We start from the raw sequence: 20,488 nt of genomic DNA, 5'->3' as shown, positions 1-20,488 counted from the left end.
GCCCATCGGGGTTTTCTCTACATTGACGAAATCAATCTGCTGGAGGACCATCTGGTCGACCTGCTGCTTGATGTTGCCGCATCTGGCGAGAATGTGGTGGAGCGCGAAGGCCTTTCCGTGCGGCACAAGGCGCGTTTCGTGCTGATCGGCAGCGGCAATCCTGAAGAGGGCGAACTGCGCCCGCAATTGCTCGACCGGTTCGGCCTGTCGGTAGAGGTTCGGACGCCACGCGCCATAGATGATCGCGTTGAAATCATGCGCCGCTGCGCCGCCCACGATGCCGATTCCAACGTGTTTGCTGCCAACTGGGCCGAAGAGGATGACAAGGTTCTTCACCAAATCGCACGCGGCCAGAAGCGGCTCGCCAAAATGGACGTGCCCGACGATGTGCTGGTCGATGCTGCACGCCTGTGCAGCGCCATCGGTGTCGATGGCCTGCGCGGCGAACTCACGCTGATGCGCGCCGCCCGCGCCTATGCCGCGCTGAAAGGGGCAAAGCTGGTGCGCCGCGAACACCTGCTACACATTGCGCCGCTGGCCCTGCGCCACCGTCTGCGCCGCGACGTGCTGGATGAAAGCGGATCGACCGCCCGCATCGAACGCACCATCGCCGAACATTTTGTATGACCGGCCAGTTGGCAGATGCGCTGCTGGCAGCGCGCCTGCTGGCACAAGACCCTTCGCTTGGCGGCATGTGCCTGCGCGGCGGAGGCCCGGCGCGCGACATGGTGATCGAAGCCTTGCGCGCCCTGCTTCCTTCCGAAACGCCATTTCGCCGCCTCCCCGGCCATATCGACGATGATCGCCTGTCTGGCGGCACCGACATCGCCGCCAGCCTCGCCAGTGGCACGTTGGTATTGCAGCGCGGGCTGCTTGCCGAGGTTTCAGGCGGCGTGCTGATCATACCGATGGCAGAACGGCTGCGCATCGACATTGCAGGCCGCGTGTCGCAAGCAATGGACAACGAACGCGCTTTCCTGCTGATCCTGCTTGACGATGGCGCGGAGGGAGACGACCGCCCCCCGCCTGCCCTGATGGAGCGCGTGGCGTTCGACCTCAGCCTGAACGCCGTCCGCCCCGCCGATCTCGCAACGCCCCTGCCTGTGCCCGAAACCGCCACCCCCGCCACGCTCGACAGCGAAGACATGTCCGCCCTCGCTGCCACCGCAACAGCCCTTGGCGTCACCTCGCTGCGCCCATTGCTCCATGCCGCCGCCGCCGCACGCACCCACGCCGCGCTGGCAGGACGCGCCTTGGCCGAAATGGCTGATCTCGAAGCCGCCACCCGCCTCATTCTCGCCCCGCGCGCCACGCAACTGCCTGCCGAGGCGGAAGCCCCGCCTCCTCCGCCGCCCGCACCGGAACAGCCTGAGCGTGAGCAGGAGCAGAACGAAAGCGACGAGGACGATACCCCGCCCGACATCCCCGAAGACCTGCTGATCGAAGCAGCCCGCGCGATGATCCCGCCCGATGTGCTGGACCTGATCGCCAAGGGCCGCGCCCAGCGCTCCGCACGCGGCGGAGGGCAAGGCCGCCGCACCGGCTCTGCCATGCGCGGCAAACCGTTGGGCGCGCGCCCCGGCATGCCCGGCGGCGGCGTGCGCATGGCCTTGGTCGATACCTTGCGCGCCGCCATCCCGTGGCAGCCCTTGCGCCGCCTTGATCCTGCCCCCGAAGGCGCAGGCCCCATCCGCTTCCGCCGCGACGATCTGCGTGTCCGCCGCTTTGAAGAGCGTGCCACCACCGTCACGCTGTTCTGCGTGGATGCTTCAGGCTCCGCTGCAATGTCGCGCCTTGCCGAAGCCAAAGGTGCGGTCGAACTGATCCTGGCGCAAGCCTATGTAAAGCGTGCCGAGGTTGCGCTGCTTGCCTTTCGCGGCACTGGCGCAGAACTGCTGCTGCCCCCCACCCGCTCGCTCACCCGCGCCAAGCGCGCGTTGTCAGAACTGCCAGGCGGCGGCGGCACTCCGCTCGCCAGCGGCATTGCGCTGGCCCGCCAACTGGCTGACGCCATCGCCGCACGCGGGCGCACGCCAATGCTGGTATTCCTGACAGACGGCAGCGCAAACATCGCCGCCGATGGCTCCCCCGGCCGCGCGCAGGCCAATGCTGATGCACTCACCGCTGCGCGCACGATTGCCGCCGGACGGCTCGATGCGGTGGTCATAGACATTTCGCCGCGCCCGCGCCCCGAAGCTGCCCGTGTGGCCGAGGCCATGCGCGCGCGCTACCTCCCCCTGCCCTTCGCCGATGCAAAGGCGCTGAATGCCGCAGTCGCCCTTGCCACGCAGCCAGAAAGGAAGCGCGCATGAGCGGCCCGCGCTGGGACGTGGAAGGCCGGAACTGGCCCAATCGAAGCGCCAGCCGTTTCATCGAAACGCCGGGGTTGAAATGGCACGTGCAGATCGCGGGCGAAGGCCCGGTCGTGCTCCTGCTCCACGGCACCGGCGCTGCCACGCACAGTTGGCGCGATGTCCTGCCGCTGCTGTCAAAGGGCTTTACCGTGATCGCGCCCGATATGCCCGGCCACGGCTTTACCCAAGGCCGCCCGAAACAGGGCCTCACGCTGAACGGGATGGCGAGCGCCCTCACCGATCTGCTGCGCGCGCTGAACAGCCAACCAACGCTGATCGCCGGACATTCGGCCGGCGCGGCCATCGCGCTGCAGATGGTCCATGCGCAAAGCCTTGCGACACCTGTCGTCGGCTTCAACCCCGCGCTGATGCCCTTCCCCGGTCTGGCTGCAAAGCTGTTCCCATCACTGGCAAAAATGCTGTTCGTGAACCCCTTCGTGCCAAGAATGCTCGCCAAAATTGCCCGCATCCCCGGCGAGACCGGGCGCTTTCTCGCCCGCGCCACAGGCTCGCAAATCGACGCCAAGGGCATTGCGGCTTACGAGGCCCTGATGAGCAACCACCGCCACTGCGGCGGCGCGATGGAAATGATGGCCAGCTGGGATCTCGAAGCGCTGAGCCGCCTTCTGCCGCAAGTTGCCAGCCCGGTCCTGCTGGTCCATTCCAGCGGAGACACCGCCGTTCCCCTGAACTCGGTAGAGCGCGCGGCCAAACTCATCCCCGATTGCCGGTTGGAAGTCCTGCCCACCCTCGGCCACCTCGCGCACGAGGAACGCCCCGATCGCGCCGCTAACCTGATCCGCATGTTCGCCGCAGAAAAAGTGAGCCAAATGACGGGAGAGCCAGCATGAGCGCTGTCAGTGAGAACTTCGGCTGGATCGAAATTGTCGTCTTCGCCGCCGTGGCACTGGGCTTCGGCCTCTGGCAACTCCGCTCGATCAACCGCGAGATTGCGAAAGACAAGGCGGCGGCAGAAGAGCGGAAGCGGGGCGAGGACTAATTCACGACGGAAACAGGATCGCACTGTAGTGCTGCGCTCCGTGCAGAATGTGCAGGACAACCACCTTGTCCGTCTCAACCCGGTAGAAGATCAGATAGTCCCCGTGGACGCGGCGTCGAACGCCTGCCACCTCATAACGTGGCACGAGCGGAAAGCGGTCGGGCATCTGGGCAAGACCCAGACATTTCAGACGCAATTCCTGAAGGAAAGTCAGCGCCCGCAGCGGATTGTCGCGCGCAATATGATCGCCAATCGCCTCAAGATCACGTTCGGCCTCGACCGAAAGGTGGACGATCATTCGTCAGCGGCACTCATGGCGCGATATTTGGCTTCAAGCCGGTCGAATGTCGCGTCAACCGGCACTGTGCGCCCGGCATCCGCATCGGCCAAACCGCGCGCGATTGACGCATCCAGCGCAGCCAGACGGGTTTCCCTGTCCTGTATCAACCGCACCCCTTCGCGCAGGACTTCGCTCTTGGAATTGTAGCGGCCAGCCTCGACGAGGCTGGACACGAACGTTTCAAGCGTTTTTCCAAGGTCGGCGCTGATCATGCTCAGATCTCCTATCGCCACGGAGATACCACTTTATCAACAGTTGATAAAGGTCACCCCACCCTCGGTATCCGATAAGGCAGCATGAACTGCACCACCGGCGAGGCAAACCGATCCAGATCCAGGCTTTCCTGCACCGCAACCACCGGTTCGCCAAACAGGCGCGAAGCCAGCGTGGAGCGGGCATAGAATGGCGCGTCTTCCCATGTGCGGATCACGCTGGCATGGCCGCGATCGGCCCGGGTCTTGCGCTCCATTTGCCATAAGGTGTTGGGCAAAGGCGCGACCGGGGGCAGCGCCTCTTCTTCGTGCGGGACGCCATCAGGGCCAAAGCGCAAGGCGCTGGCGAAAGCGTCACCGTTGCGGCGAATGCCTTCATAGCAGACCACTGAATCCCTGCGCCCGTGTGCGCGGGACCAGTGCCACACGCGGAAGCCTTCTTCCAAAGACTCCGAACCAAAGTTGGAATCGAGATAGGCGCTGCCTTTCCATGTCACGCCGGGCTTCTCCATCGCCACCTCGATCCGCGCGCGCGGGGCAAGGCAGTGCCAGCGGTGCTTCCCTTCCGGGTCCAGCGCAAAGGCGCGGTCGTTCATCGCTTCGGGATAGACGCGCACTTTGCCCGCCACGCGGCGCTGCCACGGCACGCCCACGCGCTTGTCCATTTCCTCGATGTCGATTTCCAGCGCATCGCCGGTCCAGCGCACCTCGCTTGGCCCGATCTGCAGATTGTCGGCATCGCGCGCCACATGCCCGCGCCCCCGCTCGGTCATCGTCCAGCGCGCGCCGGGACCATAAAGCGCGACATTCAGCGCACAGTGATTAAGCGGGTCGGGCCTGCCGCTCTTCTTGTAATAGGGCGAAAATACGCTGCCGATGAAGGCAATAATGGTCAGCCCGTGGCGTCCGCAGTCGCTGATCGCATCGACATACCACCAGCCATAGCCACCGGGTGGAATTTGCGCATCGAAGCGAGGTCTTGCAGCACGGCCTGCGTCGCCAGCCGCCCGGACAAGGCGGCCATCGGGACACCGGCCCCCGGATGGGTGCTTCCACCCGCGCAGTAAAGCCCAGGGATCCGTGTCCGGGTTCCCTGCCGGAGGAAGGACGCCGCCCAGCCGTGCGAGGCCCGACCATAGATCGCCCCGCCCGTCGAAGGCAAAAAGCTCTCGAAGGCGTTCGGTGTCAGCAGCGTGTGCGGGAAGTCCGCTTCCAGTTCCAGTCCGCACCTGTGCAAGCTGCGCTTCATGGCCAGAGTGCATTGCGCCTTCTCCTCATCGGTATAAGTGTGAATGTCGCCATTGGCGGGGGCGTTGACGATGATCTGGAGCCGCTCACGCTGCCCTTCAGGCACACCTGCCCCGCCCTCACGGTCCTGCGCACAGACATAGACGCTGGGATCGGCAGGCGGCGTGCCGCCACGGATATCCGTGAACTCTCGGGCATAATCGGGCGAGAACAGCACGTTATGGCGCTGCAAGGGGAATCCGGACGTGCGCGTGTGTGCCAACCACACCATCGCCGAAAGCGAGCGCTTGCGCGGCCCGTGTGACGGAACGGCCATCGCGCCCAGCGGGCCAAAGCGGCCTGCCGCCAGCGCTTCGGGATCGGCGTTGGCCACCACCGCATCGGCGGCAATCCGCTCACCCGTGCTCAGGATCACGCCCGACGCCCGGCCTTGCGCAGCCTCGATCAGCGCCGCACCCGTACCGAAGCGGAACTTCGCACCGTGCATCTGCGCCAGCCGCATCAATGCGCCCGCCAATGCGCTCATCCCGCCGTCGATCAGCCACACGCCCTGCGATTCGACATGCGCAACCAGCATCAGCGTGGCGGGCGTTTCGAACGGGGACGATCCGCAATAGGTGGAATAGCGCGCGAATAGCTGGCGCAAACGCTGGTCGGCAAAATGCTCGCCCAGCACCTTCCACATCGATTCATAGGGCCGGATCGCCAGCAGATCACCCATGCGCCACAGCCCGATCCGCCACATCAGCGGCAGGGGCCACGAAACCTTGCTCCCGCGCATCATCGACTGGTCCAGAATGCCGTGAATGCGTGCGGCCTCGGCGCGGAAGGCGCGGAAACCGGCGGCGGCCGCAGCCCCCGCAAACTGGCCGATGGCGTCCTCGCTTGCCTGCGGATCGGCGTGGAGATCGAGTTGCTTGTCGGCATCCCAAGCGTGCCGGGCAATCACCCCGGCGCGGTGGACGCTGACAAAATCCGAAAGGTCCGCGCCGCATTCGGCGAAGATCGCCTCGAACACGTCGCGCAAAGTGAACACGGTGGGTCCGGCATCTACTGAGGTGCCGTCGACGATCAGTTGTCGTGCCTTGCCGCCGGGATGCGCGGCCTTTTCGATCACGGTCACATCGCACCCGCGCGCCGCCAGCAGCGCCGCCGATGCCAGCCCGCCTATTCCTGCGCCGATGATCGCCACGCGCGATGCCAAGGCTTTCTCTCCCGGAGGAAATGCCCCCAAGGGAATACATTTGACCTTTACATAGTAAATGTCCAACACTTTGGACACATGCTTGACGTCACACCCTCAAAAGCGGCGCTCCCGGCGCAGGATCCCCCTGAATGGCGGAGGCGGTGGATCATGCTCCGCAACCGGATTTTGGGCAGTGTAAAGTTCCAGCATTGGGCAGCTCGACTGCCCATTTTTGCGGGTGTTTCACGCGCACGTGCGGGCCGTGCATTCGATCTTGTCGCAGGGTTCTGTTACTCGCAGGTGCTTCTAGGTGCTGTTCAGACCGGGCTATTGGAACTGCTCGATCGCGGTCCGATTGGCGCTGAAGGCATAGCGGAATCGACCGGGCTGAGCATCAATGCCGCCACGCGACTCGCCCGGGCCGCTGCCGCGCTGGACCTTGCCGAAGAAGTCTCGCCCGGCTGCTGGATGCTCGGCCAGCAAGGCGCAGCATTGCTTTCGAACCCCGGCGCGCTGGCGATGGTGCAGCACCACCCCCTGCTCTACGCCGATCTGGCAGACCCGTTAGCGTTGCTGCAGCAGGATCGCCGCGAACCTACGGCGCTCTCGAAATTCTGGCACTACAATACTGAAACAGATGGAAAAACTGCCACCGCCTATTCCCAACTCATGGCCAGTTCCCAGGCGATGGTCGCGCGCGAGGCACTTGCCGCCTACCCCTTCGCCCGCCACCGCCGCCTGCTCGACATGGGCGGCGGCCACGGCGCATTCGTGAGCGCAGTAGCCGAAGCCTGCCCCGCGCTGGAACTCGGAGTCTTCGACCTCCCCCCCGTCCTTGCCGGAGCAAACCTCAACCCGCGAATCGCCCGCCATCACGGCGATTTCTTCGCCACCCCCCTCCCCGAAGGCTACGACTGCATAACCCTCGTCCGCATCCTCCACGATCACGACGACTCCGCCGCGCTGAAAATCCTCCAGGCGGCACGACTCGCCCTCCCCCCCGGCGGAAAATTGGTGATCGCCGAACCGATGGCCGGCATTCGCGGAGCCAAGGCGATGGGGGACGCATACTTCGGCATGTATCTTTGGGCGATGAACGCCGGCCGCCCGCGAACGCCGGAAGAATACCGGGAGATGGGGTTGGCTGCTGGATTTTCGGGGTTTCAGCGGCGGCGGACGGCAATGCCAGTTATTGCGAGCATGGCCGTCTTGTTTGATTGACAATAAATACCGTCCAATCTGTTTGACACTTTTCTCGACAGGCGTATGGTGAACAGCGTCTGACAGGTCCCACCCGGATACTGAGACAGGGCGCAAGGCCCCAGAGGGGAAGACCGGCATGGAATCGCTGGCGGTCATACTGGAAGCACCGAGGCGGATCGCGCTTCGCAGGCTTGTCCTGACCGGAAGCACCGCGCCGGATGCAGGAGAAGGACTCCTCGGCCCATCGGACGTGCTCGTCGATATTCAGTGGAGCGGCGTGAGCGCTGGCACCGAAAAGCTGCTGTGGAGCGGCGAAATGCCCAATTTCCCCGGCATGGGTTATCCGCTGGTTCCGGGTTACGAATCTGTTGGCCGCGTAGTTGATGCCGGGGCTGACGCCGGAGAACGCATCGGTGACTGGGTCTTCGTGCCGGGAGCCACTTGCTACCGCGATGCACGCGGCTTGTTTGGCGGAACCGCACAACGCGTGATTGTGCCATCGGCGCGCGCGCATACGGTCGACGAATCGCTTGGCCGGGACAGTGTGCTCTATGCGCTGGCCGCAACCGCGCTGCACGCCATGAACGGCGGCGATCCGCCCGACCTTATCGTCGGTCACGGCACACTGGGCCGTCTCCTGGCACGGATGACCATTGCGGCAGGTGCCCCGCCGCCGGTCGTTTGGGAAATGAAGCCCGCCCGCCGCACAGGCGCGCAGGGGTACAGCGTCATTGCCCCCAAGGATGACGACCGCCGGGATTACGCCAACATCTATGACGCGAGCGGCGATGCCGATTGCCTGGACATGCTGGTCCCGCGCCTGTGCCATCGCGGCGAAATCGTGCTGGCGGGCTTCTATGCCAACAGGCCCAGCTTTGCCTTTGCCCCAGCTTTCCGCGCCGAAGCACGCTTCCGCGTGGCTGCCGAGTGGGGGCCTGACGATCTGGCCACAACGCGCGCGCTGACGGAATGCGGCGCGCTCGATCTGTCGGGCCTTGTCACCCATCAGCGCTCTGCCGCCGATGCACCCGAAGCCTATCCCGAAGCCTTTCTCGATGCTGACTGTCTGAAGATGGTCCTCGACTGGAGCGAATGCGCATGACGATGCTGGAACACGAACTTGCGCAACTGGATCAGGCTCTTCGCGATGAAGCGATGATCGAACCCGATGCGCCCCACACAGGGGAAGTGCGCAAGGAAACACAGATCATCGCCATCTATGGCAAGGGTGGTTCGGGCAAGAGCTTCGCGCTGGCCAACCTCAGCTACATGATGGCCCAACAGGGCAAGCGCGTGTTGCTGATCGGCTGCGACCCCAAGTCCGATACCACCAGCCTGCTGTTTTCCGGCAAGGCCACCCCGACAATCATCGAGACATCATCGGCCAAGAAGCTGGCGGGCGAGGAAGTGCGCATCGAGGATGTGTGCTTCCAGCGTGACGGCGTGTTCGCGATGGAATTGGGCGGCCCCGAAGTCGGTCGCGGATGCGGCGGACGCGGGATCATCCACGGTTTCGAGCTGCTTGAGAAGCTGGGCTTCCACGACTGGGGCTTTGACTACGTCCTGCTCGACTTTCTGGGCGATGTGGTTTGCGGCGGCTTCGGCCTGCCGATTGCGCGCGACATGTGCCAGAAGGTCATCGTCGTGGGGTCAAACGACCTGCAATCGCTCTACGTTGCCAACAACGTCTGCAAGGCGGTGGAATACTTCCGCAAGATGGGCGGCAATGTTGGCGTGGCCGGCATGATCATCAACAAGGATGATGGCACCGGAGAGGCGCGCGCCTTTGCAGATGCGGTTGATATTCCTGTGCTTTGCGCGATCCCGGCGGACGAAGATATTCGCCGCAAATCGGCCAATTACCAGATTATCGGAAAGCCCGGCGGGCAGTGGAGCAGCCTTTTCGAAGAGCTGGCTTCCAATGTCGCGTCGGCACCGCCGCGGCAGCCCAAGCCCCTCGACCAGGATGGACTGCTTGGCCTCTTCTCCCCCGAAGACACCGGTGGCGACGTAAAACTCGTCCCGGCGACCCAGGCTGACATGCGCGGCGGAACTTTTGAGACGAAACCATCGCTGGAGGTGGTTTATGATGAAGCCTGAACCCCGGATCGGGAGCAGCGCTGCATGAGCGATCTTGCCCCTGACATTGCGGAATTCGTCCGCCAGCCCGACAGGATAGCGCTCGATCCTCCGGTCGAAGGTGGCGGATGCCATGCCGGGGCAGATGTGCTGCGCGAAGCCACCAACAAGGCGCAAGGCTCTGAACTGCTGGACCGTTATTCCGCCGACTATCCGGTTGGCCCGCATGACCAGCCGCAAAGCATGTGCCCGGCGTTTGGCTCGCTGCGAGTTGGCTTGCGCATGCGGCGCACGGCAACGGTGCTGTCAGGTTCGGCCTGCTGCGTTTATGGGCTGACCTTTACTTCGCACTTCTATGGCGCGCGGCGGACGGTGGGTTACGTGCCATTCAGTTCGGAAACGCTGGTTACAGGCAAGCTGTTCGAAGACATCAAGGAAGCCGTCGAAGGGCTGGCTGACCCTGCGAATTATGACGCGATCGTTGTCACCAACCTGTGCGTGCCCACGGCGAGCGGCGTTCCACTGCGGCTGCTGAAAAAGCAGATCAATGGTGTGCGGATCATCGGCATCGATGTGCCGGGATTTGGCATACCGACCCATGCCGAGGCCAAGGACGTGCTGGCTGGCGCCATGCTGGCCTACGCCCGCGAAGAAGTGGCGCAAGGCCCGGTTGCCGCGCCTGCCACCCGGTCCGACAAGCCGACTGTCACGCTGCTGGGCGAAATGTTCCCAGCTGACCCTGTAGGTATCGGCATGATGCTGGAACCGCTAGGTCTTGCCGCCGGACCGGTCGTCCCGACACGCGAATGGCGCGAGCTTTATGCCGCGCTCGATTGCGCGGTCGTCGCCGCGATTCATCCTTTCTACACCGCAAGTGTGCGCGAATTCGAACATTCGGGCCGCACAGTGGTGGGTTCAGCTCCCGTCGGAGTCGATGGCACAGCGGCGTGGCTCGACGCCATTGGAGCGGCCTGCAATGTCGATCCCGCAAAGATTGATGCGGCCAAGGACAAATTCCTGCCCGCGATCGAGGCGGCCCTGGCCGCAAATCCGATCAAAGGCCGGATCACCGTGTCAGGCTATGAAGGCTCGGAACTGCTGGTGGCCCGCCTGCTGATCGAAAGCGGCGCTGATGTGCCCTATGTCGGCTCTGCCTGCCCGCGCACAAAGTGGTCAGACCCGGACCGCGAATGGTTGGAAGCACGCGGCGTCCGCGTCAATTTCCGCGCCAGTCTTGAGCAGGACATTGCGGCGGTCGAGGAATTCCGCCCCGATTTGGCCATCGGCACGACGCCGGTGGTGCAGCACGCTAAGCAGAAGGCAATCCCTTCGCTCTACTTCACCAACCTGATCTCTGCCCGTCCGCTGATGGGTGTGGCAGGGGCTGGCAGCCTGGCGCAAGTCGTCAACGCGGCGATGGCCAACAAGGCGCGCTTCGACAAGATGACGGCGTTCTTCGAAGACGTGGGCACGGGGCCGAATGCCGGCATCTGGACCGATACGCCGCAGGACCGGCCGCAGTTCAAGAAGAAGTATGCAGCGCTCAACGAGGCAGCCCGCAAGGCCGCCGAGGCGGTGGGATCATGACGCTCGTTCTCGATCACGACAGGGCTGGCGGCTATTGGGGCGCGGTCTATGTGTTCACTGCAATCAAGGGGTTGCAGGTGATCATTGATGGTCCGGTGGGGTGCGAAAACCTGCCGGTGACATCGGTGCTGCACTATACCGACGGATTACCGCCGCACGAACTGCCTATCGTCGTTACCGGTCTGGGCGAAGAAGAGCTGGGCAAGACTGGCACCGAAGCGGCGATGAAGCGGGCATGGAAGACGCTTGATCCAGAACTTCCGGCAGTAGTCGTGACCGGCTCCATCTCCGAAATGATCGGCGGCGGGGTGACGCCGATGGGCACCAACATCAAGCGCTTCCTGCCGCGCACCATCGACGAAGATCAGTGGCAATCGGCAGACCGCGCGATGAGCTGGCTGTGGTCCGAATTCGGGCCGAAGACCGTGCCTGCGGTCAAGCCGGTGAAGGAGGGCGAGAAGCCCAAGGTCAATATCCTTGGCCCCAGCTACGGCATGTTCAACATGGCGAGTGACGTCCATGAGATCCGGCGGCTGATCGAAGGCATCGGTGCCGAAGTGAACATGGTGTTCCCGCTGGGCAGCCATCTGGCTGATGTGCGCAAGCTGGCCGATGCCCAGGCGAACGTGTGCATGTACCGCGAATTCGGCCGCAATCTTTGCGAGTTGATGGAGCGACCCTATTTTCAGGCTCCCATCGGGCTGGACAGCACCACGCGGTTCCTGCGCGTTCTGGCCGCTGAACTCGGGCTGGACCCGGAACCGTTCATCACGCGCGAAAAGCACACCACGATCAAGCCATTGTGGGATCTGTGGCGTTCGGTGACGCAGGATTTCTTTGCCACGGCCAGCTTTGGCATCGTGGCGAACGAAACTTATGCGCGGGGTATCCGCAAGTTCCTTGAAGATGACATGGGCCTGCCCTGCAACTTCGCGTTCTCACGCAGTGCCGGGGTGAAGCCGAAGAACGAGGACGTGCGCGCGGCGATCCACGCCAATCCGCCGCTGGTGCTGTTCGGCAGCTACAATGAGCGGATGTACAGTGCCGAGCGCGGCGGGCGGTCGATCTACATTCCAGCCAGTTTCCCCGGCGCTGCAATCCGGCGGCACATCGGCACGCCCTTCATGGGGTATTCCGGCGCGACCTATCTGGTGCAGGAAGTGTGCAACGCGCTGTTCGATGCGCTGTTCAACATCATACCCTTGTCGACCCAGCTTGACGCGGTGGAGGCAACCCCCGCGCGCGATCACCGCGAATTGGCATGGGACGAAGACGCCAAGGCCCGGCTCGACGAAGTAGTCGAAGCACAACCGGTACTGGTGCGCATCTCTGCCGCCAAGCGTCTGCGCGATGCAGCGGAACGTGCGGCACGCCGCTCCGGCGAAACGCGCGTATCGGCTGACAGGCTGGCCGATGCCCTTCTGGAGGTGCAGGTCGCATGATCCGCCTCCCCCTATTCCTCAGCGCAAGACCCGGATGCGCTCACACTGATCGCACGGGGGCTGCATCTGCGGCACCGCGCCAAGCCATCCTTGCGGGGCGTTCCCGCGTGGATACCGAAAGAGGTCTTCCGCCTCTCGCACACCAACAACGACTGGAGATTGGGCTATGAGTGATCATGACGATCGCTTCGGGCTGAGGACCTACCTCACCCCTGAGGAAGCTAAGGAATTCCACAAACTGTTCATGAGCAGCTTCGTCGGCTTCACCGCCGTTGCGGTGGTCGCTCACGTTCTCGTCTGGATGTGGAAGCCCTGGCTCTGACATTCCGTTCCGCTGGCAGGCTTGCCTGAGGCGGGATTTTTTCAACTTGCACAAGGATATACACCATGTGGAGAGTCTGGCTTATTTTCGATCCGCGCAGGGCGCTTGTCGCGCTGTTCGCGTTCCTTTTCGTGCTTGCGCTGGTGATTCACTTCATCCTGCTCAGCACCGATACCTTCAACTGGCTCGACGGTCCGAACTCGGCGCAGGGCATGAAACAGGCAGCAGCGGCGCCAGCGGCACCCTGAAAAACGCCTGTGCGAGAGGCGGCGGCGTCCCCGTCGCCGCCTCCGGTGGCTTCGAAAAATAAACAAACAGATCCCGTCGCGCCGCGACGGGGAGGGGTAGAATCATGGCACTCCTTAGTTTCGAACGAAAATACCGCGTTCGCGGTGGCACGTTGATCGGCGGCGACCTGTTCGATTTCTGGGTGGGTCCGTTCTACGTCGGTTTCTTTGGTGTGGTGACCGCGATCTTTGCATCGCTAGGCACTGCACTCATCTTCTACGCAGCCTCACAGGGACCGACATGGAACCCGTGGCTGATATCGATTGAACCGCCTGACCTGAAATACGGCCTCGGCTTTGCGCCGCTTGCCCAGGGCGGGTTCTGGCAGGTCATCACAGTCTGCGCGCTCATATCATTCACCAGCTGGGCGATGCGCGAAGTGGAAATATGCCGCAAGCTGGGCATGGGATACCATGTGCCGGCAGCCTTCGGCATGGCGATCTTCGCGTATTTCACACTGGTGGTGATCCGCCCCGTTCTGCTGGGCGGATGGCACTTCGGGTTCCCCTACGGGATATTCAGCCACCTCGACTGGGTTTCCAATACAGGGTATCAGTACCTGCACTTCCACTACAATCCGGCGCACATGCTGGCGGTCTCGTTCTTCTTTACGACCGCGCTGGCGCTGGCATTGCATGGCGCGCTGGTGCTTTCGGCGGTGAACCCGCCCGAAGGCGGCGAAGTGAAGTCACCGGAATACGAGGACACCTTCTTCCGCGACCTGATCGGCTATTCGGTCGGCACGCTCGGTATCCACCGCGTGGGTCTGCTGCTGGCAATGAACGCAGGGTTCTGGAGCGCGGTGTGCATCGTGATCAGCGGGCCGCTGTGGACCAAGGGCTGGCCCGAATGGTGGACCTGGTGGCTTAACCTGCCGATCTGGTCGTGAAGGAGCACTGAGCGATGGCGACCTATCAGAACATTTTCACCCAGGTCCAGCTTCGGGGCGAGCCCGAGGCAGGGATCGCCCTTCCCCCCGGCAGCGAGCCGCGCATTGGGAAGGGTTCCTTCAGCTACCTCATCGGCCTGATCGGCAATGCGCAGCTCGGTCCGATCTATCTGGGCTGGACCGGCGTGTTCGCGCTGATCTTCGGGTTCTTTGCAATCGAGATCATCGGGCTGAACATGCTCGCCTCGGTCAATTGGGACCCGATCCAGTTCGTGCGGATGCTGCCTTGGCTTTCGCTTGAGCCGCCTGCGCCCAAGTATGGCTTCACCCCCTTCGTCCCGCTAGCCGAGGGTGGCTGGTGGATCATGGCCGGGTTCTGCCTAACGACCTCGATCCTGCTGTGGTGGGTGCGCACCTACACCCGCGCCCGCGCGCTGGGGATGGGAACGCACGTGGCTTGGGCCTTTGCCTCGGCGATCTGGCTCTACCTCACACTCGGCTTCATCCGTCCGCTGTTCATGGGTTCGTGGTCAGAGGCGGTGCCCTTCGGCATCTTCCCGCACCTCGATTGGACGGCAGCCTTCTCGATCCGTTACGGGAACCTGTTCTACAACCCGTTCCACGCGTTCTCGATTGCCTTCCTCTATGGCTCAACCCTGCTCTTTGCGATGCACGGGGCGACCATTCTGGCGGTGGGCCGTTACGGTGGTGAGCGCGAGATCGAACAGATCACTGATCGCGGCACGGCGTCTGAACGCGCAGCACTGTTCTGGCGCTGGACGATGGGCTTTAACGCCACGATGGAATCGATCCATCGCTGGGCGTGGTGGTTCGCGGTGCTGACGACGCTTACGGGCGGCATAGGCATCCTGCTGACGGGCACCGTGGTCGACAACTGGTATCTGTGGGCGCAGCAGCATGGTTATGCCGCGCTCTATCCCGATACAGGGGTCATCGATCCCGCCACGCTGGGGAGTTCGGCCCAATGAAAAGGACAATCGCAATCGCCGCATTGGCGACCGCTGCTCTCACCCTGACAGGGTGCGAGCTGGGGCCAAAGCAATCGGTTCAGAACGGGCATCGCGGGACGGGGATGGACACGGTCACCTTGAAAAAGGTGGCCCTGGCCAAGGACGAGGTTCCCGCCCCGCCCTATGACCCGCCATCGACCGAAGGTCCGCGCGCAGGTGCAGCCTATCAGAACGTGCAGGTGCTGGGGGACGTCTCGGAAGAGCAGTTCACCTACACGATGGCCGCGATCACCGCGTGGGTCGCGCCTGAACAGGGCTGCAACTACTGCCACAACCCTGAAAACATGGCCTCGGACGAGGTCTATACCAAGGTTGTGGCGCGCAAGATGTTGCAGATGACGCGCAACATAAACACCAACTGGGACAAGCACGTCGGCACCACCGGCGTCACTTGCTGGACCTGCCACCGTGGCAATGCCATCCCCGCCAATTACTGGGCTTTGCCGGAGCCCGGCAAGAAGGGGATCATCGGCAATCTGCACGGGCAAAACGCGCCGATTGCGGCAACGGCCTATTCGTCCCTGCCCAACGCTTCGCTGGCAATTTACCTGAGCGGCGATGCGAAAAGCGACAAGAGCATCCGCGTGGTTTCCGATGGCATGCATCCCACGGCAGCCAACAAGCTGACGACGATGGAAACCGAGCCGCAATATGCGCTGATGATGCACCTTTCGCAGTCATTGGGCGTCAATTGCACCTACTGCCACAACGCGCAGGCGTTCAAACCGTGGAACATCAGCACGCCACAGCGCGCGACGGCGTGGTACGGGTTGCGCATGGTCCGCGATGTGAACGGCCAGTATATCAGCCCGCTGAAGGATGCCTTCCCCGCGCACCGCAAGGGACCGATGGGCGATCCGTTCAAAGTCAGCTGCGCCACCTGCCATCAGGGTAAGGCAAAGCCGATGGGCGGGTACAAGATGGCCAAGGACTATCCCGCACTGTGGGGCGCGCCAACTTCTATCCCGGCGGCAGTGCCAGCAGCACCAGCAGTTCCGGCCGCTGCGGCAGTAAGCACCGCGACACACTGATCCCCCGCAAATATGTGGGTTCCTCAAGGGGTTCGTCTGGCTTGGCCCGACGGACCCCTTTTTTGTGCAGGTTCAGCGCTCAGCGTTTGCGGGCACGCGCAATGACGTCGGCCAGATGGACGGGGAACGACAGTGCAATCGGCAGCGAGATCCACGGCCATGCCGCGCCAACTAGCGCTGCACGCAAGCCAAGCACGATGAGTGCAGCGGGGAGCAGCATGGTCATCAATGTGCGCAACGGCCACCCGCGCAACGCCAGCCAAATGCCTTCAATCAGCAAAGCTGCAAGGACGATGTCGGCCGCATGCCCGCTGGCAAAAAGCGATTCCATCACCGGTCCGTTCAACCAAACGGCGCGTTTAGGCGGACGACTTCCCAGTTGAGCGCACCAGCAGCGGTAACCCATACAAGGTAAGGCACGAGCAGCAGGGATGCCGTGCGTGAGACGCGACCGCAGTAGATGATCAGCGCCGCGATCGAGAGCCAGAGCAGGATCAGTTCGTAGAACGCCCAGTCGGGCCGCTGCATGCGGAAGAACAGCAGGCTCCACAGCAGATTGAGAAAGCCGTTGAGCGCAAAGAGGCCGATCAACGTGTCCGATGTGCGCGAGTCTTTCGCCGCGCGCCACGCTGAAACGCCAGCAATGGCCGCGAGCGCAAAGATCGTCGTCCATGCGATAGGGAATACTGGGCGCGGCGGAGTAAAATCGGGCTTTGCCAGCGATTCATACCACGGCCCGAGATCGGTAATCGTCCCCCCCAGCATCGCCACCCCGAAAGCTGCCAGCGAGGCAATGCCAATCGGAACAAATGCCGCGCGGGTCATTGCACGACAGGCCGCAGGCCCAGCAGATGCGCGCAATCCTTCAGGAAGATGCGCACGTGCGCCATCGGATTGGCGCGGACCAGCTTCTTGTTCATATAGGCTTGCCAGGTCAGTTGCTGCACATCACGGTCTGCGCACATCTCTACAAAGCGTTCGCGCCGCTTGTCGCTGGAATACCAGAAGTACTGCATCACGCCGAGTATCCAGAAGACGCGGCCATGCGCCTTGAGGAAGTCCTTGCGCGCGCGCTTCAGCACAGCAGGATTGCCTGATGCAAGAAAAGCCTGAGCAGTCTGCGCCGCAACGCGTCCGCAGGCCATCGCATAGTAGATACCTTCACCCGATGCCGGGGCGACCACGCCTGCCGCATCGCCGGCAACCAGCACGTCACGCCCATTATCCCAGCGTTTCAACGGCTTGAGCGGGATTGGCGCGCCTTCACGGCGGATTGTCTCACAGCCTTGCAGCCCCAGATCCTCGCGCAGGGTCTTCACCGATCCGCGCAGTGAAAAGCCCTTGTTCGCGCTCCCCACACCGATGCTGGAAGTATCGCCGTGGGGGAAAACCCACGCATAGAAATCGGGCGAGAGGCGGCCCTGATACAGCACGTCACAACGCGCCCCATCGAACCCCTGAGGCGTTGATTGGGGCGAGCGGACGACTTCGTGATAGGCGAAAACGCAAGGGTTGCGTTCGGCCCCCGGAATGTTCTCACGCGCGATGCCAGAGCGTGCGCCATCCGCGCCGATCACCAGCCGCGCGCGGACTTTGCCGATTTCACCGCCCCGGCTCTGGCTGTAGCAGACGATTGCGCCGTCACCGCCATCACGCTCGATGCTTTCATAAGTGCCGGTGCGGCGCACAGCCCCAGCTGCTTCGGCACGGGCGCGCAGCCATTCGTCAAAGACTTCGCGATCAACCATGCCGACAAAGCCGATTTCCCCCACCGGCATGTCCACCGCGCGGTTCGATGGCGCGACCATGCGGGCAGAGCGCGCACGCGCCACCAGCAACGATTGTGGCACGTCGAATTCCTCAAGCAGGCGCGGCGGGACAGCGCCTCCGCAGGGCTTTATCCGCCCTGCCCGGTCCAGCAGCAGCACGCTATGGCCGCTGCGGGCAAGATCCCACGCCGTGGTCGCCCCGCAAGGGCCGCCACCGACAACAACGACATCGAACTGGCTGATCGCGCTCATATCCCTGCCACTCCCAAAGCGATGGCCGGTGCCCTGCGTGTCGCCACGCGCATCGCCAGCATGGCCGAGAGCAGGAACAGCCCCGCCTCGACTGCGAAAATCAGTTGGAACGCGGTGCCCACCTGCCCGGTCAGCCCGCGCACGGCATCAACGCCAAGAGCGCCTGCAAGTCCACCAAGCCCAAAAGCGATAGCCTGCGCAGTGCCCCAGACGCCCATCCGCACGCCTTCGCGCGTCCGCTTACCTGCGCCTGCCAGCCCCATCATGGAACCGATGGCAGAAACGGCAAATGCACCGTTGAAGAAGCCAAGTGCCGCGACGTTCGCTGCAATCGGCCAGCCAGCGCCGAACGCCGCAGCCATCGCCAATCCGATGAGCGCAGCGGCAGAGCCGAGGCACCCGAGCATGGTCCACACCCGCAATTCCACCGGCATGCGCCCAGCAAAAGCGCTGCCGCCAATCCCGGTCACGATCATGCCGATCAAAACGCCGCCATGCTGCAAGCCAGAGAGACTGGTCGACTGCCCCGGCGTCATGCCGAAAACCAGCCCGGCAAACGGTTCAAGGATCAAATCCTGCATGGAATAGGCAAGCATGGAAACGAAGATGAACAGGGTGAAGCGGCGCGCTTCGGGTTCGTGATAGATTTCGCGCAGCGCATCGGCAAAGCCCGCTGGCGCGTCGCCGCCGGCATCACGCGCGATCACGCCGACCTTGTCTTCCAACCGGAACATGGCAGCGCAAGTTACCAGCACGGCAACCGCCACCACGCCGCTGGCGACATTGAACAGGCGCTCCTCACTGAACGGATCAAGCAGTGCGCCTGCGGTTCCGGCGGAAATGACGATGCCGCACACCATCATGATCCACGTTGTTGCAGCGGCAGCAGCGCGCCGTTCTGGTGCAACACCCGATGCGAGGATCGCCAGCATCGAGGTTCCCGCAGCCCCCACGCCCGCGCCGATCAGCGTGAAAGCCACAATGGAAAGCGCTATGCCGGTGCCGCGCGCTTCATCCAGCATGGTCGTGGAATGAACCGCTGTGAGGGCACCAAGCCCGAGCATCGCCATGCCAACCAGCACCCACGGCGTGCGGCGGCGGCCCATGTCCGAACCATGCCCCCAAACCGGACGCGAGAGTTGCACCGCATAGTGCCACGCCACGAGACCTGCCGGGATTCCGGCAGCGAGGCCGTATTCGAGCACCATCACCCGGTTGAGCAGCGAGGTGGCAAGCATGACCATCGCGCCAATCGAAGCCTGCACTGCGCCGAGCCGGACGATCGACCACCATCCGAAACTGCCTTGCATCACACATATCCTCCAAGTCCGAGCGCAGCCGCCATCATGCCGAGCACATAGAGCGAGACGCCGGTGGCATTGTACCAAGGGGCGTTCTTCGCCGGTGCCGAGACCAACCGGGGCATCAGGGCAAGTTGCACGGCCAGCACAACGCCGACGGCAATCGCCGAAACCGTGTGCCCCCACACCACCATCAGCAAAATCACGACAATCTGAGGCACCGCCATTACGATGCTGGCCAGCAGTGCGGCGGGCCGCTCGCCCAGCACCACGGGAAGCGAGCGCAGGCCAGTGGCGCGATCACCTTCGACTGCCTTGAAATCGTTCAGCGTCATGATGCCATGCGCACCAACGCTGTAGAGCAGCAGAATGATGAGAATATGCAGCGAAGGCAGTGCGCCTGCCATAACCGCTGCGCCGGTGAACCAGCTCAACCCCTCATACGTCAGCGCAACTACCGCAGGGCCGACCCAGCCGCTCGTCTTCAGGCGGAACGGCGGCGCGCTATAGGCCCATGCACAGACAAGGCCGAACAGGGTTGCAAACAACACCCACTTACCCGTCAACGCGGCGATGCCGACCGAGAGGATTGTCCAGCCAATGGCAATGTAGAGGCCCCAACGGCCAGCGATCCTGCCTGAAGGAATAGGGCGGTTCGGCTCGTTGATCGCATCGACATGCCGATCAAACCAGTCATTCACTGCTTGGCTTGTGCCGCAGACCAGCGGCCCAGTCAGCGCAATTCCGGCAAGCAGAAACGTCCATCGGGATAACGGCGCAACACCCGATGATACGACACCGCAGAGCAGCGCCCACATCGGCGGGAACCACGTGATTGGCTTCAGAAGTTCCAGGACATCACGAGGTGCCGGAAGCGGTCTATTACCCGTCGATACTGCTGATCGCGCCATGCCCAGAGACTATGCCGACCAAGCACAAGCGTCAAATCAAATT

Annotated in this window: 23 protein-coding genes; 14 read left to right on the top strand and 9 right to left on the bottom strand. The window is 63.3% G+C overall.

The window, feature by feature from the left end:
* The 4 genes from Q8R81_RS12795 to Q8R81_RS12780 all read left to right on the top strand — a co-directional run.
* The coding region (locus Q8R81_RS12795; RefSeq protein ID WP_371135366.1) for an ATP-binding protein at positions 1-627 on the top strand (627 nt) is incomplete at its 5' end.
* The gene (locus Q8R81_RS12790) at positions 624-2,312 is read left to right on the top strand and encodes a magnesium chelatase subunit D (RefSeq protein ID WP_305618399.1); all 1,689 of its coding nucleotides are present in this window, start codon (positions 624-626) and stop codon (positions 2,310-2,312) included. The genes Q8R81_RS12795 and Q8R81_RS12790, both read left to right, overlap by 4 nt.
* Complete coding sequence (gene bchO / locus Q8R81_RS12785; protein ID WP_305618397.1) at positions 2,309-3,205, top strand: alpha/beta fold hydrolase BchO; 897 nt, start codon at positions 2,309-2,311, stop codon at positions 3,203-3,205. The genes Q8R81_RS12790 and bchO overlap by 4 nt, the downstream gene beginning before the upstream one ends.
* Complete coding sequence (locus Q8R81_RS12780) at positions 3,202-3,354, top strand: hypothetical protein (RefSeq protein ID WP_305618395.1); 153 nt, start codon at positions 3,202-3,204, stop codon at positions 3,352-3,354. Before bchO ends, Q8R81_RS12780 begins: the two co-directional genes overlap by 4 nt.
* Position 3,355: 1 nt before the next feature.
* On the opposite strand, the gene Q8R81_RS12775 is transcribed toward Q8R81_RS12780, so the two are convergent.
* The 4 genes from Q8R81_RS12775 to crtD form a co-directional block, all read right to left on the bottom strand.
* On the bottom strand, positions 3,356-3,652 hold the full coding sequence (locus tag Q8R81_RS12775) for a type II toxin-antitoxin system RelE/ParE family toxin (protein ID WP_305618393.1): 297 nt from the start codon (positions 3,650-3,652) through the stop codon (positions 3,356-3,358).
* Positions 3,649-3,906 (bottom strand): type II toxin-antitoxin system ParD family antitoxin, encoded by a 258-nt coding sequence (locus Q8R81_RS12770; protein WP_305618391.1) that lies wholly within the window; start codon positions 3,904-3,906, stop codon positions 3,649-3,651. Before Q8R81_RS12770 ends, Q8R81_RS12775 begins: the two co-directional genes overlap by 4 nt.
* A 53-nt stretch (positions 3,907-3,959) precedes the next feature.
* Positions 3,960-4,679 carry a hydroxyneurosporene dehydrogenase gene (locus Q8R81_RS12765; protein WP_305618389.1) on the bottom strand — a complete coding sequence of 240 codons (720 nt, stop codon included), beginning with the start codon at positions 4,677-4,679 and terminating at the stop codon, positions 3,960-3,962.
* A gap of 119 nt (positions 4,680-4,798) precedes the next feature.
* The gene (crtD, locus tag Q8R81_RS12760) at positions 4,799-6,358 is read right to left on the bottom strand and encodes a 1-hydroxycarotenoid 3,4-desaturase CrtD (protein ID WP_305618387.1); all 1,560 of its coding nucleotides are present in this window, start codon (positions 6,356-6,358) and stop codon (positions 4,799-4,801) included.
* Between the two features lie 150 nt (positions 6,359-6,508).
* Between crtD and Q8R81_RS12755 the strand changes: the two genes are divergently transcribed.
* The 10 genes from Q8R81_RS12755 (at position 6,509) to pufC (ending at position 16,212) form a co-directional block, all read left to right on the top strand.
* Positions 6,509-7,561, top strand: a complete 1,053-nt coding sequence (locus tag Q8R81_RS12755) for a methyltransferase (protein ID WP_305618385.1) — start codon at positions 6,509-6,511, stop codon at positions 7,559-7,561.
* A 118-nt stretch (positions 7,562-7,679) separates the two neighbouring features.
* Positions 7,680-8,645 carry a chlorophyll synthesis pathway protein BchC gene (gene bchC / locus Q8R81_RS12750; protein WP_305618383.1) on the top strand — a complete coding sequence of 322 codons (966 nt, stop codon included), beginning with the start codon at positions 7,680-7,682 and terminating at the stop codon, positions 8,643-8,645.
* Positions 8,642-9,643 (top strand): chlorophyllide a reductase iron protein subunit X, encoded by a 1,002-nt coding sequence (locus Q8R81_RS12745; protein WP_305618381.1) that lies wholly within the window; start codon positions 8,642-8,644, stop codon positions 9,641-9,643. The genes bchC and Q8R81_RS12745 overlap by 4 nt, the downstream gene beginning before the upstream one ends.
* A 24-nt stretch (positions 9,644-9,667) precedes the next feature.
* Positions 9,668-11,209 carry a chlorophyllide a reductase subunit Y gene (gene bchY / locus Q8R81_RS12740; protein ID WP_305618379.1) on the top strand — a complete coding sequence of 514 codons (1,542 nt, stop codon included), beginning with the start codon at positions 9,668-9,670 and terminating at the stop codon, positions 11,207-11,209.
* Positions 11,206-12,651 carry a chlorophyllide a reductase subunit Z gene (gene bchZ, locus Q8R81_RS12735; protein WP_305618378.1) on the top strand — a complete coding sequence of 482 codons (1,446 nt, stop codon included), beginning with the start codon at positions 11,206-11,208 and terminating at the stop codon, positions 12,649-12,651. Before bchY ends, bchZ begins: the two co-directional genes overlap by 4 nt.
* Before the next feature lie 166 nt (positions 12,652-12,817).
* The gene (gene pufB, locus Q8R81_RS12730; protein WP_082013438.1) at positions 12,818-12,973 is read left to right on the top strand and encodes a light-harvesting antenna LH1, beta subunit; all 156 of its coding nucleotides are present in this window, start codon (positions 12,818-12,820) and stop codon (positions 12,971-12,973) included.
* A gap of 65 nt (positions 12,974-13,038) precedes the next feature.
* Positions 13,039-13,221: a light-harvesting antenna LH1, alpha subunit gene (gene pufA / locus Q8R81_RS12725; protein ID WP_305618375.1), complete on the top strand. Its 183-nt coding sequence runs from the start codon at positions 13,039-13,041 to the stop codon at positions 13,219-13,221.
* 104 nt (positions 13,222-13,325) lie between these two features.
* Complete coding sequence (pufL, locus tag Q8R81_RS12720; RefSeq protein WP_305618373.1) at positions 13,326-14,150, top strand: photosynthetic reaction center subunit L; 825 nt, start codon at positions 13,326-13,328, stop codon at positions 14,148-14,150.
* Positions 14,151-14,164: 14 nt separating this feature from the next.
* Positions 14,165-15,139: a photosynthetic reaction center subunit M gene (pufM, locus tag Q8R81_RS12715; RefSeq protein ID WP_305618371.1), complete on the top strand. Its 975-nt coding sequence runs from the start codon at positions 14,165-14,167 to the stop codon at positions 15,137-15,139.
* A complete protein-coding gene (gene pufC, locus Q8R81_RS12710) occupies positions 15,136-16,212 on the top strand; it encodes a photosynthetic reaction center cytochrome PufC (RefSeq protein ID WP_305618369.1) in 1,077 nt (358 codons plus the stop codon). Before pufM ends, pufC begins: the two co-directional genes overlap by 4 nt.
* 79 nt (positions 16,213-16,291) lie before the next feature.
* Here pufC and Q8R81_RS12705 read toward each other — a convergent pair whose 3' ends face one another.
* From Q8R81_RS12705 to chlG, 5 genes are read right to left on the bottom strand one after another with little or no spacing between them, the layout of a single operon-like run.
* Positions 16,292-16,543 carry a hypothetical protein gene (locus Q8R81_RS12705; RefSeq protein WP_305618367.1) on the bottom strand — a complete coding sequence of 84 codons (252 nt, stop codon included), beginning with the start codon at positions 16,541-16,543 and terminating at the stop codon, positions 16,292-16,294.
* A gap of 11 nt (positions 16,544-16,554) precedes the next feature.
* Entirely contained in the window at positions 16,555-17,037 is a 483-nt protein-coding gene (locus tag Q8R81_RS12700) for a TspO/MBR family protein (protein WP_305618365.1), read from the bottom strand.
* The gene (locus tag Q8R81_RS12695; RefSeq protein WP_305618363.1) at positions 17,034-18,233 is read right to left on the bottom strand and encodes a geranylgeranyl diphosphate reductase; all 1,200 of its coding nucleotides are present in this window, start codon (positions 18,231-18,233) and stop codon (positions 17,034-17,036) included. The genes Q8R81_RS12700 and Q8R81_RS12695 overlap by 4 nt, the downstream gene beginning before the upstream one ends.
* Positions 18,230-19,543, bottom strand: a complete 1,314-nt coding sequence (locus tag Q8R81_RS12690; protein WP_305618360.1) for a BCD family MFS transporter — start codon at positions 19,541-19,543, stop codon at positions 18,230-18,232. The genes Q8R81_RS12695 and Q8R81_RS12690 overlap by 4 nt, the downstream gene beginning before the upstream one ends.
* Positions 19,543-20,445, bottom strand: a complete 903-nt coding sequence (gene chlG / locus Q8R81_RS12685; RefSeq protein WP_305618358.1) for a chlorophyll synthase ChlG — start codon at positions 20,443-20,445, stop codon at positions 19,543-19,545. The genes Q8R81_RS12690 and chlG overlap by 1 nt, the downstream gene beginning before the upstream one ends.
* Positions 20,446-20,488 lie beyond the last annotated feature (43 nt).

This window comes from Novosphingobium sp. (genome assembly GCF_030696665.1).
In the GTDB taxonomy this organism is placed as follows: domain Bacteria; phylum Pseudomonadota; class Alphaproteobacteria; order Sphingomonadales; family Sphingomonadaceae; genus Novosphingobium.
This window is presented reverse-complemented; position numbering and strand designations above follow the sequence as displayed.

What these genes read in the sequence shown, in the direction of transcription:
- bchY (WP_305618379.1), top strand. Translation starts at nt 9,668, where the DNA reads ATGAGCGATCTTGCCCCTGACATTGCGGAATTCGTCCGCCAGCCCGAC.
- Q8R81_RS12695 (WP_305618363.1), bottom strand. Translation starts at nt 18,233, where the DNA reads ATGAGCGCGATCAGCCAGTTCGATGTCGTTGTTGTCGGTGGCGGCCCT.
- Q8R81_RS12755 (WP_305618385.1), top strand. Translation starts at nt 6,509, where the DNA reads ATGCTCCGCAACCGGATTTTGGGCAGTGTAAAGTTCCAGCATTGGGCA.
- Q8R81_RS12700 (WP_305618365.1), bottom strand. Translation starts at nt 17,037, where the DNA reads ATGACCCGCGCGGCATTTGTTCCGATTGGCATTGCCTCGCTGGCAGCT.
- bchC (WP_305618383.1), top strand. Translation starts at nt 7,680, where the DNA reads ATGGAATCGCTGGCGGTCATACTGGAAGCACCGAGGCGGATCGCGCTT.
- pufA (WP_305618375.1), top strand. Translation starts at nt 13,039, where the DNA reads ATGTGGAGAGTCTGGCTTATTTTCGATCCGCGCAGGGCGCTTGTCGCG.
- pufC (WP_305618369.1), top strand. Translation starts at nt 15,136, where the DNA reads ATGAAAAGGACAATCGCAATCGCCGCATTGGCGACCGCTGCTCTCACC.
- Q8R81_RS12690 (WP_305618360.1), bottom strand. Translation starts at nt 19,543, where the DNA reads ATGCAAGGCAGTTTCGGATGGTGGTCGATCGTCCGGCTCGGCGCAGTG.
- bchZ (WP_305618378.1), top strand. Translation starts at nt 11,206, where the DNA reads ATGACGCTCGTTCTCGATCACGACAGGGCTGGCGGCTATTGGGGCGCG.
- bchO (WP_305618397.1), top strand. Translation starts at nt 2,309, where the DNA reads ATGAGCGGCCCGCGCTGGGACGTGGAAGGCCGGAACTGGCCCAATCGA.
- Q8R81_RS12745 (WP_305618381.1), top strand. Translation starts at nt 8,642, where the DNA reads ATGACGATGCTGGAACACGAACTTGCGCAACTGGATCAGGCTCTTCGC.
- Q8R81_RS12780 (WP_305618395.1), top strand. Translation starts at nt 3,202, where the DNA reads ATGAGCGCTGTCAGTGAGAACTTCGGCTGGATCGAAATTGTCGTCTTC.
- Q8R81_RS12770 (WP_305618391.1), bottom strand. Translation starts at nt 3,906, where the DNA reads ATGATCAGCGCCGACCTTGGAAAAACGCTTGAAACGTTCGTGTCCAGC.
- pufB (WP_082013438.1), top strand. Translation starts at nt 12,818, where the DNA reads ATGAGTGATCATGACGATCGCTTCGGGCTGAGGACCTACCTCACCCCT.
- pufL (WP_305618373.1), top strand. Translation starts at nt 13,326, where the DNA reads ATGGCACTCCTTAGTTTCGAACGAAAATACCGCGTTCGCGGTGGCACG.
- Q8R81_RS12765 (WP_305618389.1), bottom strand. Translation starts at nt 4,679, where the DNA reads ATGACCGAGCGGGGGCGCGGGCATGTGGCGCGCGATGCCGACAATCTG.
- pufM (WP_305618371.1), top strand. Translation starts at nt 14,165, where the DNA reads ATGGCGACCTATCAGAACATTTTCACCCAGGTCCAGCTTCGGGGCGAG.
- Q8R81_RS12790 (WP_305618399.1), top strand. Translation starts at nt 624, where the DNA reads ATGACCGGCCAGTTGGCAGATGCGCTGCTGGCAGCGCGCCTGCTGGCA.
- chlG (WP_305618358.1), bottom strand. Translation starts at nt 20,445, where the DNA reads ATGGCGCGATCAGCAGTATCGACGGGTAATAGACCGCTTCCGGCACCT.
- Q8R81_RS12775 (WP_305618393.1), bottom strand. Translation starts at nt 3,652, where the DNA reads ATGATCGTCCACCTTTCGGTCGAGGCCGAACGTGATCTTGAGGCGATT.
- Q8R81_RS12705 (WP_305618367.1), bottom strand. Translation starts at nt 16,543, where the DNA reads ATGGAATCGCTTTTTGCCAGCGGGCATGCGGCCGACATCGTCCTTGCA.